We start from the raw sequence: 14,540 nt of genomic DNA, 5'->3' as shown, positions 1-14,540 counted from the left end.
AACCCTGCATGTGGGCCTGTTTAGTGTAACGACGAGATTAGACAGGGACGTCTACGAGATTTTGCGGCGGCATTGTGAAAATCGAGGCCGTAAAATGGGTTGGCAGGGGTTAGGTCACCGATTCAGGACATAGATAGCACTGCGGTATTTGCCGCGCATCTTGTGGGGGGAGGTGCTGGCGTGTGTTCTTAGATGTACGTCGATCAGCCCGCCACCCGGCACGATGACATGCACAAGCGCCAATACCGCGAGAGCGGTTTCGTCCAAGTCCGCTTAGTTGCCGTCTGGCCAACCAAAATGCTGCCCTACCTCGCCAAAGTCGGCTTTCGGGAAGCTGCACCGCAGCGTCGATGATCCCGGCCAAGGTCCGCTCTAGGCCGTCTATGACAGGTTGGATTTTCCGCTCATGCAAAATGCTGCGGGACGGCATTCGGTAAAGAGGGCTCCAAGCCGCCTTGCGGCACTGCAGCGAGACTCTCGATTTCGACCTGTTTTGAACGTCTGCTACCTTCAAAACTGAATGGGTTGCTCGCACTTGCGGCGAATTCCCGCTTCCCGCCCTTCGTGACAGTTTTAGCGATCTCCCCACGGCCGCAACTTTGGCAGAGATCCAGTCAACTCGATCTCCCGCAGCATTCCACCTGCGATTAGCCCTTCGCGCACCCAGCACAACGCTTGCCACCAATCTTCATAAGCCTGACGCGCGGCCTCAATTTGCCGGGCATCTGGTCTGAACGTCACCGGACAAGCGCGAACCTCCACGCTGCGCCATTTCCCTTTGATCAAGGCACGCTCGGTGCCAACAACCACGCTGACGGCGCGATCACCGTGCCGATTGCGCTTGATATCAACTGGCACACAGCGCGGTACGGCACCGGGCATCCAGTCCGGGGTCAGGCCTGCGCGAGCCAGTTCAACCGCGCGGATCGCCATGCGCTTGCCTCCAATGGTGTCGGGCATCCCGGCGACAGTGGCTGCAATCACCTCTGCATCCGCATGGGTGTCGCTGCCCATTTTGTGTTGGCCACCATCGACCTTGCAGCCCAGCGCGGCACGCTGCATCAGGACATATTCCAAGCCAAACCCAAAGCCTTCTTCCACCACATCCTTCGGCGGTGGCAGTTCCAGCTGTGCCTTCTCGACCCGGAACGCCCATTCCAGCGCCGCCTGCACGCCCAGCGCGCGTTTCACCCTTGTCCCGCCAGCCCGACCAATCCGTCCCTGCATGCTCATGGCAGCAATCCTTCAAAGAGGTTCATCTGCGCTGGGCTCTCCGTCCCCTCGCTCGGCCGCCAGATCCACGGGCCTGAGGCCATGGGCAGCTGCGAGAGTGCGCCACGCATGTGCTGCTGCCAGTGGGTGAACTCCGTTGCCGAGCAGGCGCAGAGCGCGTGCCCGATGGGCCAGCCCATCAGCCATCCGACGAAGAGTGGGTTCAGCCGCCGCCGTGCCCGGGCTTTCAGGATGCGCCGCGAGACGACCCGCCCATGCGAGGCAATCAGATAGGCCCAGAGCGGGCGCGAGATCGGGGCGTGCGGCGAGGATTTCTGTCCATCTTGTGCGATCTCCGGGACCGGGTGGATGAATCCCTGCTCGGCCCGATAGTGCAGGATATCCATCCGGGATTTGCCATCGGCCCGCGTCACGCTGGCCGCGCTCGATCCCTTCCAGTTCTGCGCGGCCGGTGTCGGCCACTGGATCGCCTGCGCGCTCAGCTTCGGCTCGCCCCGGCTGTTGATCTTGCCGCGCAGCCGGTCGACCTGATCGTCCGCCACCGGCGTTTGCCATTGCGCGGCTTGCGCTGGCAGCGGCGGCCTCCCGCCCGAGCCATAGCTCTGGCCCGGCCCACCCTTCGCGCCATCCGTCGCCTTGGGCGTCGACCAGTTCGTGATGCCCAGCGCCAGCGCTTCTGCCTTTCGGGTGAAGTCGCTGTTGCCCGCCGGATTGTAGCGATCCGTGCCGGGATGCAGGCTCATCGGTGTGGGCCAGGATGAAGATCCGCTGCCGTTGGTGCGGCGCGCCAACCTCTGCCGCGCTGAACAGACCCGCCGCAGGCGTGTAGCCCAATCCCCAAAGCTCTCGCAGGACGGTCTCCAAGCCGAGGGTAACGTGGCCGGGGACGTTTTCGAGGAAGACCCACTCTGGGCGGCATTCGGCGACGACACCGGCAACGTCTGGCCAGAGGTGTCTCGGGTCATCGGCGCCACCGCGCTTTCCGGCGGCGCTGAAGGGCTGGCAGGGATATCCGGCGAGGACGATGTCGAAGGCACCGCGGAAGGGCCGGGCATCGAAGCTGCGCAGATCATCCCAGATCGGTGCTGGGGCGAAATACCCTGCGCGCTGGGCGGCGATGAGCACAGTTCGGGGCCAGTCATCCCATTCGACAAATGCGCGGGTGTGATAGCCGGGCTCGGCGAGCATGAGGCCCAGATCAAGGCCTCCGCCGCCTGCGCAGAGGGACAATCCGTGCCGGGGACGTGACACCATGCCATTCACAGCACCCCTCGGATCCGCAGGCGCTCGATTGTCACCAGCCCGCGCGTCAGCATCGCCTCGCGCATGGTGTTGCTGATCGTGCTGGGCGGCAGGAAGCGGTCGGAGTTGACGAGGTCCGCGTAGAAGGCCGCGAGTTCGTCGTCGCTGGGCCTTGGGCTAGCTTTGCGCTTTCGGCACCGGGTTTCGCATCGGCCGTCGCCGCTGCCACTGACCGGGCTTTTCGCAGCAATCGGCGCACCGATCTGCTTAAGGCGCTGGGCAGCGCGCGCCATGGCGCGGTCGAGCGCCTTGGGCCCGTCGGGCGGTTCGGGATGGTCATGTCGCGAAGCCTCGGCCACCGCGAGGATCGCTTTCTCGTCGAGACCCAGATCGTCGCGCCAGCGCCGGACATGCTCGCGCGGCGGCCAGCCTTGCCACCATCCGGGGAGGGTTGCGGGATCGAGGCCCAGCGCCTTGAGCAGCGCCCCGAAGAAATCCTCGGAGATCGCCTCGCGCGCGCTCGCGTCCTCCTCCTCCTTTACTGGTTTACTTAGAGGTTCCCTTACAGGGTTAGTGTCCGGATTCCGGACACGGCTTTCGGCATTTTCCGGACACGGGTCGACAGGAAAATCAGACACGGCTCGGCTCTTGGACCCGTGTCCGGAAATCAGACACGGCTCGGGCAGATTGACGGGTTCAGGCTCAAAATCGGGCTCCTTTTCAGGCTCTTCGTCGAAAGGCAAAGGGCCGTGTCCGGCTTCCGGACACGGGTCGGGATCATGTGGTGTAAAGCCCGGCTCGAAGCCCAGAATGTAGCGGGTGGGCATCTGACGCTTGGTGACGGGATGCAGGCGCGGGACACGGCGCAGAAGCCCGGCTGCCTCGAGCTGCCCAAGATGCGTGTTCAGCGTCGATCTGCTGATCTCGCAGTCCTCTGCCAGCCGGTCCTGGGAGGGGAAGCAGCCGTAATCCGGGTTGAACCGGTCGCATAGGTGCCAGAGCACGATCTTGGTCGTCGGCTTCAGCCCGCGCTGCTTGATTGCCCAGTTTGTGGCCTCGTGACTCATGGCGCGGTCCTCCGCGCGGGCCTGGCGATTTGGCGTTGGGCTGCATCCCGGTGAACCACACGCGTCACGAACCCATGATCTACCAACGCGCCCAGCGCGTCATCGAGGCTGCGCACCAGCGCCCAGCCGTGGCCCTGCGTTTGAACGGCGTCCCGAAAAGTCTCCTGCGATGGGCTGAGCCTGCCCTTGAGCGATTTTAGCTCAAGGAACAGAACACGTCCGTCGCAGAGCACGATGAGATCGGCGAAGCCGGGATGGACGCCCATGCCGACGAGGATTGCCTGGCGTTTCGCGCCGCGCGGGCCCGGCTCGGTCACCTCGTTGGCGCAGTGATGGATGATCGCCGTCTTCGGCAGGGCGAAGCGCAGCGCCTGCACCACCGCGCGCTGCAGGTCAGCCTCTGGTGTGCCGCGCCGCTTCATCGCTGATCCTCCGGATCTGATCGCGTGCGACCTGAACGCCCTGTGGATCTGGCATCGAGAACGACCAGCAGGATCCGCGCATCTTCGCGCTCCTCCGGTGTCTCGCCATGCTGGACCAGCACATTGCAGGCCAGCCGCAGCAGATTGTCGGAATGATGCACGACATCGGCCACGACGATGCGCGCCTCGCGCAGGCGCTCGTCGATCCAATCCTGGCGGACCTCGTCACGTCGGCTGCATTTGCGGAAGGGCGTGGGGATGCTCATCGACGTGCCCCCGCACGCTTGGGAGCAGGGGCTTCTTGCTGCATGAGCCAGTCCTGCACGGCATCGCGACGATAGTAGATCTTCCGCCCGGCCCGCACGCAGGGTGGACCGAACCGCAGCAACTCCCAACGGCGCAGGGTTTCGACGGTGACCCCGAGCTCGAGAGCGAGATCGAGACGGCTGATCCAGCCGCTCAGGAGGCCCGCCTTGGCGGGTCGTGGGGATGTTCCCGTTTCTGTCATCTGGTCTCTCCCGTTCAGCGCCCGACACGGACGGAGTTCAGGGCTTCAGAAACGCAGAGCCGAAAGGGTGGCGGGAAGGCAGTGACCGGCGGTGATGCGCCGGAAGCTTGCCGGTCATTGATATCGTTGATATTTTCGGAGGATTGGTGCTGCGCTGCAGGTTGATCTCGGCGGAGACTCGGGCACGCTTTCCGCGTTGCGCCTGATGACGGGTAGCATTGCTTGGCTGATTTACAGGATTTTGCTGCGTTTCGCGGGCTTTGGCAGGTATCCGCACGGATCGGACCAACCGGCAAGGGGTCCGGACACTTGCCGGTCATTGATTTCAAACGGGATTTACAGAATTCATGCGCATTTGGCGCAGCATCGCTCCGTTCCGACGGCTCTGGCGCCGGTCGCGCGATGATCCCGCGCACCGATTCTGCCAGGCAGTGACGCCACGCGATTTGCGGGCCCGACCGATTTCTCCCGTCATTTCAATGACCGGCAGCGATCCGGCCCATCAATGCCGGTCACCGCCTATGTGCCGGACCGGGCCGCATGCTTCGCTTGATAAGCCTGCGCATCTACGCCTGTGTGATGCGCAGCCGGAGGTGCGAGCATGGTCAAACGATTGCGATTAAACGACAAAACGGTGCGTGAGCAGATCCCGGAAGAGGATCGGGATTACCAAGTCTTCGACACCGAGATCCGTGGACTGTCCATCCGCGTCCTGCGTTCTGGTGAGCGATCCTTCGTACTCGACTATCGCTTCGCAGGGCGCCAGCGCCGCATGGTGATCGGGCGCTGGCCGGAATGGAGCGTGACGGCCGCTCGCGAGCGGGCGCGCGAGTTGCGCCGTCAGATCGACGAGGGCTTCGATCCGCTGGGCGAACGCAGCGAGTTGCGCGAAGCCCCGAGGTTCAAGGACATGATCGACCGCTATCTCGTCGAGCATGCGTCGACACTGGCCCCCTTGAGCGCTGCCGATCAGCGTTCGGTCCTGACCAAGCTGGTGGCACCCCATTGGGCCAACAAGCTGGTGACAGAGATCACACCGTATGATGTGGCAAAGCTTCTGAACATCATAGCCGAGGGCCGGGCGCGACCTAGCAAGAAGAAACCCAACAACCGTGCGCGCAAGCTGCAGGGGAAAAAGCCCACGCCGGTCCGCGCCAATCGCGTCGGCGAGGTGCTGCGCAAGATGTTCAACCTCGCCATCCAGTGGGGCTGGCGCACCGACAATCCTGCCTCTGGGTTCAAGAAGCGCGTCGAGACCGCGCGTGAGCGGTTCCTGACGCACGAGGAAATCGGCAGGCTGGCCGAGGTGCTCGACGCGGCCGAGGACCAGCGCGCCGCCAGCATCATCCGGATCTGCATGCTGACCGGCGCCCGCGTGGGCGAGGTGCGTCAGGCGCAGTTCGAACAGTTCAACCTCGAGCGCGGGATCTGGTCGAAACCGGCGACGACCACCAAGCAGCGCAAGGTGCACCGGGTGCCGATCTCGGCCGATGTCGCGGCCATCGTGCGTCAACGGTCTCTGGTGGTCCCCAAGCGTAGTCGATGGCTGTTTCCCGGCGATGTGCCCGGCCAGCCCGTCAAGGAAATCCGCCGCTTCTGGATCAATGTGCAGCGGGAGGCGAACCTGCCCGATGTCCGCATCCACGATCTGCGCCACACATTCGCGTCGCTATTGGTCAGTGGCGGGGCATCACTGGAAATGATCGGCAAGCTGCTCGGCCACAGCCAGATGCAGACGACCTTGCGCTATGCGCATCTGATGGACTCGCCCCTGCGCGCCGGGGTGGATGCCGTGGCCGGAATGTTTCGGCCACGCCCGAAGGTCGTTCATGATGCGGATGCAAAGCGCGGCTGAGGCGGTCCAGACTTTCAGCTTTCCTTGCGCAACGCCCGCCAGAACGGGCGCAACCGGCGCCGGATCGTGCTCTCGTCAGGCACTTCGCCGTTCTCGGCCACATCGGCAAACCAATCCTGCAACTCCCCGATAAGCTCTGTCTGTGTGGCAGGGAGACCCTGTTCGTGAATGCGCTTGATCATGGTGACGTACATGCCTTCCCAGTCGTAGGGCGACAGAGAGCCAGTGCCGCCCCCGATGCGGCGCAGCAGATCATGTTCGTCCTCGAACCGAAGCACATCCTGACCGCTGATCAACAGATCTGCGATCGACACCTCGACGCCGTCGGCTGGATCGGTGACATAGGACCAGTCGTCTGAATGCTCGGGTTTCATCCGCAGAAGTTTGATGGCAGTCGGTCCGGCCCCGCTTCGGCGAAAGAGGGGCAGCATGTCCATCGGCGAGATGGTGATCTTGCCGGAAACCCTGTCGGTCCCGCAAATCGCTAGGGGAATGCCGGTGAAGAGGTCCAGTTTGCCCTCGGTGGCCCAGCCCGCGATGTCGGCAATGGTGCAGCCCCAACGTGAGGCGGTTTCGTGCAGGGTGAAAAACGCTCTGGGTGGTAGTGCCATTCTGACTCCAATTCTCGTTCTGTGTGGAGGCGGCTCGCCACCAGGAGCAGGTGGTGCGCCGCCCTAGGCGCCGATGCGAGGGCGGAGACGTCCAGGCACGAGATCGATGGAGGCACGCCTTGAGCGGGGCGCCACAGAGGCACCAGTCAAATTCTCCAATCAATCAGCAACCATAAGGCGAATCGCCCTCGGGTGTAGTATATCGCAGGCATTACGTCATAAACTGTCGGGGATAGGAGGGGCCATGTCATTCCAGAAGGCGCAGGACTTGCTGAAACTCGCGCGCATGTCGGCTTCGCGCCATCGCGGCGTCAGCGTGAAGGACATTGCGCAGGAATTCCGTGTGAACGAGCGTACCGCCCAGCGCATGGTCTCCGCCCTGAAGGATGCGTTTCCAAGCCTTGACCATGATGTCGATAGCGATCGACGCCGGTGGTGGAAGCTCCGCGACACGACCATGATCGGCATGCAGGGCGTGTACGACCGAGAGCTGGTCGCGCTCGAAATGAGCATCAGACGGGCGGAGCGGGAAGGCGCGCATCTGGATGTGGAGGCGTTGATCGCCCTGCGCGACCGCCTGGTGGCCACGCTGCCCTCGCCCCATGCGCGCCGGGCGGAGGCGGATGCCGAGGCGATCCTCGAAGCCAAGGGCTACGCCTGCCGTCCCGGCCCGAAAGTGAAAACCTCGCCGACCGTGATGAACATCGTCGCCGCGGCGCTGAAAGGGCCCTTCCGGCTGATCGTCTGGTATCAGGGCGCGCAGGATGCCAAGCCGCGCCGGCGTCTCGTCGAACCTTACGGCCTCCTTCTCGGAACGCGCCACTACCTGATCGCACGCAACATTGCCAAGGACGCGCGTCTGCGCCGGTTTCGTCTGGATCGCATAGCGAAGGCTGAGATCACCATCGAATGGTTCGAGAAGGACAAGGACTTCGACCTGGAGGCATACGCCGCGCAATCCTTCGGGTCGTTCCATTCGGATGCAGAGGTCTCCCAGGTCGTATGGCGATTCAGCCCGACCGCTGCGGCGACCGCGCGCGAGTTCGCGTTCCACCCGAATCAGGAGATGGTCGAGCAGGACGATGGCGGGCTGATCGTCTCCTTCGAAGCCAGCGGCCTCGTCGAGATGGCTTGGCATCTCTACAAGTGGGGCGACGCGGTCGAAGTGGTCGAGCCGACCGCGCTGAGGGAGATGCTGGCGGGTTTTCAGAACGGCAGGATCACCGTGCTGCCATGAGGCAAAGGGCCCTGCACGCGGACAAGGCTGGGTGGCAATGTCGGAGACCGGATGTTCGGGGCAGGTCGGGGTACGACATACGGTGTCGCAATAATACATCCGCAGGATCTCGCAGCAGCGGTCGGTCGCCCTGACGCCAAAAACCGTCGTTTCAGAACCGGGCTGGGCCAAATGGCCATCGGAGCCGTTACGATGTCAGGAGCCGCGAAGATGGCTCAGACGGTTTTCGATTTCGGTTGGGGGTAGGAACACAGCGCTGTCATCCCGCCAAAGCTTAAGGGCCGAGATCAGCAGATCGGCTTCGCAGGCGCCGGCCGCACGCAATTCGTCAATGATCCAGAGCACGCCATGCACTCGCACATTGCGCGCTACGGCAACTTTCCGGAGGTTCGCGTCGCCTGTCAGCAGAATCCCGTTCTCGTGACAACTGGCGGTCACCAATGCAAAGCAGTCGTTCGCCGAAAGACCGCTGTGCTCCCGCTTGATTGCAAACACTTGGGCGACCTCATCACCGGGCAGGTCATATGTCGCCAGGCCTCCATCCTCGAGCATGCGCCATTCCTGTGGTGTGAAGTCGAGCAGCTCTTCCACGCGGATCGGCAAGGGCACGACGAACCGGTAGGGCAGCCGCAGAAGGACATGAAGCAACCGCCCCTTGCGGAGGTCGATCAGGCATGAAGCATCGTTGACGACAATGCAGGTCAATGTTCGCGCGGCCCCCGGATTTCGCGTTCGATGATGTTCAGGGGCAGGCCAAGCATCTGCGCCGCACGGACCGGGGAAATCAGCTCTTCACCAAGGGCACGCCAGACCAGACGCTGAAATCGCTGAGGGGCCTCGAACGCCGCAAACCCTTCTCCCTCTTCGATCGGCTCGGGTTCAACGGTTCGCCATTTGCGGGCGTAGGTCTTGAAGGCATATTCTACGGCCGCTTCTGACAGGACACCGACCTGGCGAAGCCGCATCAGCATCGCGGCAGCTGAAACGCCATAGGTCTGCTTGAGCCGCATGATCTCGTGATAGGTGACGCCACGCGGGTGTTCACCGGTCATGGCGGTGAGGTGCTCAGCAGGTATCAGAAAAGCCCCTGCGAAGCGGTTCATCGCAGGCTCCAGGCGGATCGATGGATTGCCGGTCCCGTCGATGATCCGATGTGCCAGCTCGTGTGCAAGGTTGAATCGCTTGCGCTCGACATTGGTCTGGCGCGCGACAACGATCACTTCGGTTGGTGGGCGATTTGCCCGCTCGACATGGCATGCCATGCCGTTGATCCGTTCCGGCAGATCGGTCTCGATGACCTTCAACCCCTTGTCCTCGAGCAGCACGGTCATGCTGGGGATCGGATCTATCCCCAACTGCCATTTCGCGCGAACTTCCATCGCCTTTTTGTCGAGGGCGACATCGCTCTCGACATGGTCGACCCGGATTTCCGCGAAAGGGTCATCCGAAGAGTGAAGGTCAAGAATGTCCTCAATGGCGAGATAGTCTTCCAGCTTCCCGATCACGACGGCTTCAGCCTTGGCGCGATCCTGTGCGGAAGCGTTGGAGGTTTTGCGCCATTCAAGGGACTGAAGCGCCTCCACCTGACCGCCCATCAGGAAGTCCAGCGACACCCCGAGAGACTTGCTCAGGCCGACCAGCACACCCGAAGACGGCATCATCTTGTCCGCCTCGTATTTGCTGATGGCCTGCGCTGAAACGCCAGGAGTCACGCTCTCTGCAAGCGCCTGCATGGATAATCCTGCCTGCTTGCGGGCAAGCCTGAGCCTTTGTCCGAACATGGTTCCCTCCCATCGACTTTGTGGCGGTTGATAAACGCCGTATCTTGGTATATATATAAACACAAGGTTGACGAATCGTCAATGGAATTGGGGGTAAAACGACCAAAATGAGCAAGAAAAATCAACATGTTGTTCCGCATTCGAGTGGCTGGGCGGTCAGGGGCGCTGGCAATGAGCGCGTCACTTCCGTCCACGTCACGCAAAGAGAGGCGATCGGCGCGGCCCGCGAAACCGTGATCCGTCAGGGCAGCGAAATGCTGATCCACGGCGAAAACGGTCGCATCCGTGAGCGCAACACCTATGGCAAGGACCCGTATCCGCCGAAGGGCTGAACGGTAAAGGCGAGATGGACATCCGGATGAGCAGCAGCGGGAACAACAGGCAGATACGTCGTATCCTCTCCATCGATGGGGGCGGGATCAAGGGCACGATGCCTGCTGCCTTCCTCGCGGGGCTCGAGGAGAATCTGGGCGAGCCCATAGGGCGCTATTTTGATCTCATCGCCGGCACGTCGACTGGTGGCATCATCGCACTGGGCCTTGGCCTCGGTCGCACGGCAAAGGAGCTGCTGGAGCTTTACGAGCGTCGCGGGCCTGTCATCTTCGGCCAGGACAATGCGGATGATGAGGCGCCGGGCTGGATGCGGAAGGCCTGGCGCACCCTCACCGCTACGGGACGGCACGCTGTCGGACCAAAGCACGATGCGGCAATTCTTGCCCGGGAGTTGAGGGCCGTCCTGAACGACGATCTGATCGGGCAATCACAGACCCGGCTGGTGATCCCGGCATGGGATGCCGATCTCCGCAGCCCCTATATTTACAAGACCGCGCATCACACTCGCCTGCAAACCGATTATCGCAAGACTGCCTTGGATGCCGCTCTGGCCACGGCGGCCGCGCCGACATATTTCAAGCGCCATAGCACGGTCGATGACATCGGCCTGACCGATGGTGGGACATGGGCCAACAACCCCACGGCTATAGCCGTCGTCGAAGCCATCACCCTTCTGGGGTGGCATCCGTCAGACCTGCGCATTCTGAGCCTGGGATGCCTGGATGAGGTCTACATGCTGCCCGAAAGCCCGGGGCTTGCAGGGCTCGGCCTCAAAGTCCTCAACCTCTACTCGGATGGGCAGTCACACGGCGCCCTCGGCATGGCAAAGCTCCTGACGGGTCACCCTTACGACGGGGATCGCATCTACCGCGTTTCGCCGTCCGTCCCGAGTGGGTTTTTCACTTTGGACGACACCAAGAAGATCGGCCGCCTCAAGGGCCTCGGCATGTCGGAAGCCCGAAAGGCGAAGCCCCACCTGACCCCGATCTTTTTTACAAAACCCGCCGATGCCTTCGTGCCGGTCCATCAACTCAAGGAGAATGCGGCATGAACCAGATGTTGCGACAGCCGCTGACCGACAACGATATTCGTCGGCGCACGCAGATATTCACCATATTGGACGAGATCGGCGAGGATCTGGATCTCACTGAAGCCCAGTTTGAACGTGCCCGCCAGAGCTATGGTGCGGTCGGGGACTGGTTGTCGGGATCGACCGATCCGCTGCTGGTCAGCGTCATGGTCTACCTTCACGGGTCCAGCGCGCTCGGAACGGCCGTGAAACCGATAGGGCGCCGGGAATTCGATGTCGATCTCATCTGCTTTTGTGCAGGTATCGCGTCCGGCATCTCCCCGGCGGTCCTGAAGGCCGCGGTTGGCAACCGGTTGAAGGAACACGCGACCTACGTGCGGCTTCTCGAAGAAAAGAAGCGCTGCTGGCGTCTTAACTATGCGGGGGATTTCCACCTCGACCTGTCCCCGACCATCGCGAACCCGGCCTGCTTCAACCGGGGTGAACTGGTGCCCGACCGGGCCTTGAAGGCGTGGCATCCGACAAACCCGCGGGCCTACAAGATCCTGTTCGATGAGCGTGCTGCACTCCGCCCCACCTTTGCAGGCAAGCTCATCGCTATGCAGCGGGATGAGGCGACGGTAGAGCCGTTCCCCGTTAGAGAAGCAGTGAAGGGCATCCTTCGCCGCATCGTCCAATTGCTCAAACGGCACCGGGACGTTTTCTATGAAGACAACACGGAAGACGTCGCCCCGATTTCGATCATCATCACCACGCTCGCGATGCAGGCTTATGCGTATTGCGTACGGCGGCATGTCTTCGAGGACGAGATGGATGTGGTGGTCGAAACGATCCGGATGATGCCGCACTTCATCGAGCGCCCCATTCTGGACGGACGACAGGGTTATGCCATCCTGAACGAGACAACCGACGGGGAAAATTTCGCGGACAACTGGAACAAGGATGCGCGCCGCGCTCCGGCATTCTACGCGTGGCACGCACGAGCCTTGTCCGACTTCGAGGCTCTTCGTGATTCGGTTGGTCAGGACTGTTTGTCTGTGAACATGGAGCGTTCGTTCGGCCCCGTTGTCACCGGACGGGTTCTCGGAAACCGCATCAATGCGGTGTCGGATGGCCGCAAATCAGGCCTGCTTTCCGTCGCACCGCTGATCGGGTTGACGACATCACAGGTCGCCGCATCAACGGCCGTTCCCGCCAACACGTTCTTCGGCGACCAATGAAGGGATCCGGCCGAAATCAGGACCTGACCCTGTCACAGCAACTGCTGTTTCTGAAAGCCAACCCGGCAATCGGAGGTGGGGGCACGGTCCGCGCAAACAAGCTGACATGGCAAGTGCCCATACAGCCGACCGCCTTGGCGCGCTCCTATCTTGCCACCGTCACGTATCGACCGGGTCAAATGCCCGACGTTCAGATAGACGATCCGGACCTTGAACTACTGGCAGACGGGCGACCTTTGCCTCATGTCTATAGGGATCCGCTGCGTCTTTGCCTCTATCTTCCGAGAACCCGTGAGTGGGAGGCACGAAAGCGGATCGACCAGACAGTCATTCCGTGGACCTACCTCTGGCTCTACTATTTCGAGGATTGGCTTTGGTCTGACGACTGGAAAGGTGAAGGGCGACACCCCGCTGACGAACCAGAACATGTTGGAAGCCGGGCGCTGCGCAGGGCGGTGGTCCGGTCCTAAAGGGTGGTTTCTGTCCCTCGTTGAGCACTTCAGCGTCTGCATCATGTTAGCCGGTCAGAACCCCGGGGCACAACTCAACTTGTTTCGGCACGTTCGTGGCTGATCGCGGGAGCGGCCGTTCGCCGCGACCCGGCGAATTGGCAATGAGGGCTCACAGCCGACCCTCGGCAGCGCGGAGTGATGCCCGCGTGCGCCATAGGTTGAATGTTGGCTTTCGCCTCCGACGCATGACCGGTTCGTAGCTACGGCGGAGGTCCGGAGTCCGCCCGCCACGTCGATGGAGCAATAAATACTGCGCTCGGTACGACCGTCAGCAACGCGGATGGAAGCGAGATTTCGCTGCGCCGAGCTTGAACAACTGCTTCTCTTGGAATGAGCGGTGCGCGCCGGTCGGGAGGCAAAAGGTCCGCGGGGCGATGCTATGCTATGCGATCATCTTTGGGTAGACTGGGAAAGTTCATGTCAACGCCATGTCAACGAGCGTATGTCATTTTGCTAGGGGTTTTGTTGGTGGAAACAGGCCAATATCGGTCAATGTCAGGATCGAAAGTTCATGAAATCAAAGGCTTATCGGGTAAGAAATTGGTTTTGCTTAGTTATTGGAATCGTTGAATTATAGGCTCATAACCTGAAGGTCGTAGGTTCAAATCCTACTCCCGCAACCAAAATTACAAACGATATCAAACGCTTAGGCCGCCCTCAGGGCGGCTTTTGTGTTTTTGGCGTGTCGCAAACCCGTTCAGCACGTTCCCCAAAGACGACAAACTCTTACGTCCATCCCCGGTTCCTCCGTGCAACACCAATGCGACACGGGACAGGGCTGATGTTCGCGGAGCGGTCTACGATGCTTGTCCCTGTCATCCCCTTCGCGGTCCATATGACGCTGCCTTTTCAGACTAACGCTGTCCAACGACGCTACATGTTGCGGGGTTGGTCTGTCCAAGATACAGATTAGCCGATTATTTCGGCATAAAGGACCGGTAATTGCACAGTGACGGCTGATAGAGACGATCTACCAAAGCATTTGGAGTTCATTCTGGACGTGGTCGAGCGCCATGCCAGCACCTCGTTCATGCGGAAGAGCTAGTCAGCAAGGCTGGTCGCTGCGCTTTTCCTATTGGACGTCAGGGGAGCCGAGTCAGCACTTGCAATGGCGGCAGGACTTCTTCCGACGCTGACGTTCTTGGCTTTGGGCGCCTACCATCTCCGCCAGGAGCGCATGTATCCTGCGCTATATGACCATGTGCGGAAGGTCGCGCCGAACTCTGAAAACCGCCTCAGCCTCAATGCCCGTCCATTTGCTTCCCAAGTTCATCGGTGGTTCCGCACATTGTTCGCGACTTCGGTCTTTTGGTTTCACGCTGCGGTCTCGAGAATTTCCATCGTTTCGCTGGCGTTCTTCACTTTGGGCTATTTCGCGTTTCATGTGGGTGGGCTGTGGGTCGATCATTCGAGAACGGCCCCAGATGTTGTGCGGGAGTGTGAGGCTGGCAGGTGGCTGAGCTTTCCCGCGATCAGGTAGGACATGTTG

At 61.5% G+C, this 14,540-nt stretch carries 14 protein-coding genes and 1 pseudogene; 6 read left to right on the top strand and 9 right to left on the bottom strand.

Annotated elements, in window-relative coordinates; genetic code table 11:
• Positions 1 to 573: 573 nt before the first annotated feature.
• From ROA7023_RS21825 to ROA7023_RS21805, 6 genes and pseudogenes are all read right to left on the bottom strand, one after another.
• Positions 574 to 1,233 (bottom strand): hypothetical protein, encoded by a 660-nt coding sequence (locus ROA7023_RS21825; RefSeq protein WP_085881096.1) that lies wholly within the window; start codon positions 1,231 to 1,233, stop codon positions 574 to 576.
• Entirely contained in the window at positions 1,230 to 1,976 is a 747-nt protein-coding gene (locus tag ROA7023_RS25370) for a DNA methyltransferase (RefSeq protein WP_234992399.1), read from the bottom strand. The genes ROA7023_RS21825 and ROA7023_RS25370 overlap by 4 nt, the downstream gene beginning before the upstream one ends.
• A gap of 52 nt (positions 1,977 to 2,028) precedes the next feature.
• Positions 2,029 to 2,421, bottom strand: a pseudogene (locus ROA7023_RS25365) (DNA cytosine methyltransferase); the annotation flags it as partial.
• A 71-nt stretch (positions 2,422 to 2,492) separates the two neighbouring features.
• On the bottom strand, positions 2,493 to 3,542 hold the full coding sequence (locus ROA7023_RS21815; protein WP_085881094.1) for a helix-turn-helix domain-containing protein: 1,050 nt from the start codon (positions 3,540 to 3,542) through the stop codon (positions 2,493 to 2,495).
• On the bottom strand, positions 3,539 to 3,964 hold the full coding sequence (locus tag ROA7023_RS21810) for a VRR-NUC domain-containing protein (RefSeq protein WP_085881093.1): 426 nt from the start codon (positions 3,962 to 3,964) through the stop codon (positions 3,539 to 3,541). Before ROA7023_RS21810 ends, ROA7023_RS21815 begins: the two co-directional genes overlap by 4 nt.
• Positions 3,961 to 4,230, bottom strand: coding sequence for a hypothetical protein (locus ROA7023_RS21805; protein WP_085881092.1), 270 nt, complete (start codon positions 4,228 to 4,230; stop codon positions 3,961 to 3,963). The genes ROA7023_RS21810 and ROA7023_RS21805 overlap by 4 nt, the downstream gene beginning before the upstream one ends.
• 843 nt (positions 4,231 to 5,073) lie before the next feature.
• On the opposite strand from ROA7023_RS21805, the gene ROA7023_RS21795 reads away from it, so the two are divergent.
• Positions 5,074 to 6,327, top strand: a complete 1,254-nt coding sequence (locus ROA7023_RS21795) for a tyrosine-type recombinase/integrase (RefSeq protein ID WP_085881090.1) — start codon at positions 5,074 to 5,076, stop codon at positions 6,325 to 6,327.
• 14 nt (positions 6,328 to 6,341) lie between these two features.
• Here ROA7023_RS21795 and ROA7023_RS21790 read toward each other — a convergent pair whose 3' ends face one another.
• Positions 6,342 to 6,938, bottom strand: a complete 597-nt coding sequence (locus ROA7023_RS21790; RefSeq protein ID WP_085881089.1) for a hypothetical protein — start codon at positions 6,936 to 6,938, stop codon at positions 6,342 to 6,344.
• 244 nt (positions 6,939 to 7,182) lie between these two features.
• Here ROA7023_RS21790 and ROA7023_RS21785 point away from each other — a divergent pair, with 244 nt between their 5' ends.
• Complete coding sequence (locus ROA7023_RS21785; RefSeq protein WP_159458637.1) at positions 7,183 to 8,175, top strand: helix-turn-helix transcriptional regulator; 993 nt, start codon at positions 7,183 to 7,185, stop codon at positions 8,173 to 8,175.
• A 195-nt stretch (positions 8,176 to 8,370) separates the two neighbouring features.
• Here ROA7023_RS21785 and ROA7023_RS21780 read toward each other — a convergent pair whose 3' ends face one another.
• Both ROA7023_RS21780 and ROA7023_RS21775 read right to left on the bottom strand, forming a co-directional pair.
• Entirely contained in the window at positions 8,371 to 8,880 is a 510-nt protein-coding gene (locus ROA7023_RS21780; protein WP_085881087.1) for a PIN domain-containing protein, read from the bottom strand.
• The gene (locus ROA7023_RS21775; RefSeq protein ID WP_234992397.1) at positions 8,877 to 9,908 is read right to left on the bottom strand and encodes a helix-turn-helix domain-containing protein; all 1,032 of its coding nucleotides are present in this window, start codon (positions 9,906 to 9,908) and stop codon (positions 8,877 to 8,879) included. Before ROA7023_RS21775 ends, ROA7023_RS21780 begins: the two co-directional genes overlap by 4 nt.
• Positions 9,909 to 10,063: 155 nt before the next feature.
• Here ROA7023_RS21775 and ROA7023_RS21770 point away from each other — a divergent pair, with 155 nt between their 5' ends.
• The 4 genes from ROA7023_RS21770 to ROA7023_RS25905 are packed head-to-tail and all read left to right on the top strand — an operon-like array spanning position 10,064 to position 13,009.
• Positions 10,064 to 10,288, top strand: a complete 225-nt coding sequence (locus tag ROA7023_RS21770; protein WP_085881085.1) for a DUF2188 domain-containing protein — start codon at positions 10,064 to 10,066, stop codon at positions 10,286 to 10,288.
• A gap of 26 nt (positions 10,289 to 10,314) precedes the next feature.
• On the top strand, positions 10,315 to 11,340 hold the full coding sequence (locus ROA7023_RS21765) for a CBASS cGAMP-activated phospholipase (protein ID WP_234992396.1): 1,026 nt from the start codon (positions 10,315 to 10,317) through the stop codon (positions 11,338 to 11,340).
• A complete protein-coding gene (locus ROA7023_RS21760; RefSeq protein ID WP_085881083.1) occupies positions 11,337 to 12,539 on the top strand; it encodes a nucleotidyltransferase domain-containing protein in 1,203 nt (400 codons plus the stop codon). Before ROA7023_RS21765 ends, ROA7023_RS21760 begins: the two co-directional genes overlap by 4 nt.
• Positions 12,536 to 13,009 carry a type II CBASS E2 protein gene (locus ROA7023_RS25905; protein WP_085881082.1) on the top strand — a complete coding sequence of 158 codons (474 nt, stop codon included), beginning with the start codon at positions 12,536 to 12,538 and terminating at the stop codon, positions 13,007 to 13,009. Before ROA7023_RS21760 ends, ROA7023_RS25905 begins: the two co-directional genes overlap by 4 nt.
• Positions 13,010 to 14,540 lie beyond the last annotated feature (1,531 nt).

The organism is Roseisalinus antarcticus (assembly GCF_900172355.1).
Lineage (GTDB): Bacteria > Pseudomonadota > Alphaproteobacteria > Rhodobacterales > Rhodobacteraceae > Oceanicola > Oceanicola antarcticus_A.
The sequence above is the reverse complement of the archived record's forward strand: the minus strand, read 5'-3'. Positions and strand labels throughout refer to the sequence as shown.

Bases quoted from the DNA above. Each gene is read 5' to 3' on its own strand.
- ROA7023_RS21825 (WP_085881096.1), bottom strand. From the start codon at position 1,233: ATGAGCATGCAGGGACGGATTGGTCGGGCTGGCGGGACAAGGGTGAAA.
- ROA7023_RS25370 (WP_234992399.1), bottom strand. From the start codon at position 1,976: ATGAGCCTGCATCCCGGCACGGATCGCTACAATCCGGCGGGCAACAGC.
- ROA7023_RS21815 (WP_085881094.1), bottom strand. From the start codon at position 3,542: ATGAGTCACGAGGCCACAAACTGGGCAATCAAGCAGCGCGGGCTGAAG.
- ROA7023_RS21810 (WP_085881093.1), bottom strand. From the start codon at position 3,964: ATGAAGCGGCGCGGCACACCAGAGGCTGACCTGCAGCGCGCGGTGGTG.
- ROA7023_RS21805 (WP_085881092.1), bottom strand. From the start codon at position 4,230: ATGAGCATCCCCACGCCCTTCCGCAAATGCAGCCGACGTGACGAGGTC.
- ROA7023_RS21795 (WP_085881090.1), top strand. From the start codon at position 5,074: ATGGTCAAACGATTGCGATTAAACGACAAAACGGTGCGTGAGCAGATC.
- ROA7023_RS21790 (WP_085881089.1), bottom strand. From the start codon at position 6,938: ATGGCACTACCACCCAGAGCGTTTTTCACCCTGCACGAAACCGCCTCA.
- ROA7023_RS21785 (WP_159458637.1), top strand. From the start codon at position 7,183: ATGTCATTCCAGAAGGCGCAGGACTTGCTGAAACTCGCGCGCATGTCG.
- ROA7023_RS21775 (WP_234992397.1), bottom strand. From the start codon at position 9,908: ATGCAGGCGCTTGCAGAGAGCGTGACTCCTGGCGTTTCAGCGCAGGCC.
- ROA7023_RS21770 (WP_085881085.1), top strand. From the start codon at position 10,064: ATGAGCAAGAAAAATCAACATGTTGTTCCGCATTCGAGTGGCTGGGCG.
- ROA7023_RS21765 (WP_234992396.1), top strand. From the start codon at position 10,315: ATGAGCAGCAGCGGGAACAACAGGCAGATACGTCGTATCCTCTCCATC.
- ROA7023_RS21760 (WP_085881083.1), top strand. From the start codon at position 11,337: ATGAACCAGATGTTGCGACAGCCGCTGACCGACAACGATATTCGTCGG.
- ROA7023_RS25905 (WP_085881082.1), top strand. From the start codon at position 12,536: ATGAAGGGATCCGGCCGAAATCAGGACCTGACCCTGTCACAGCAACTG.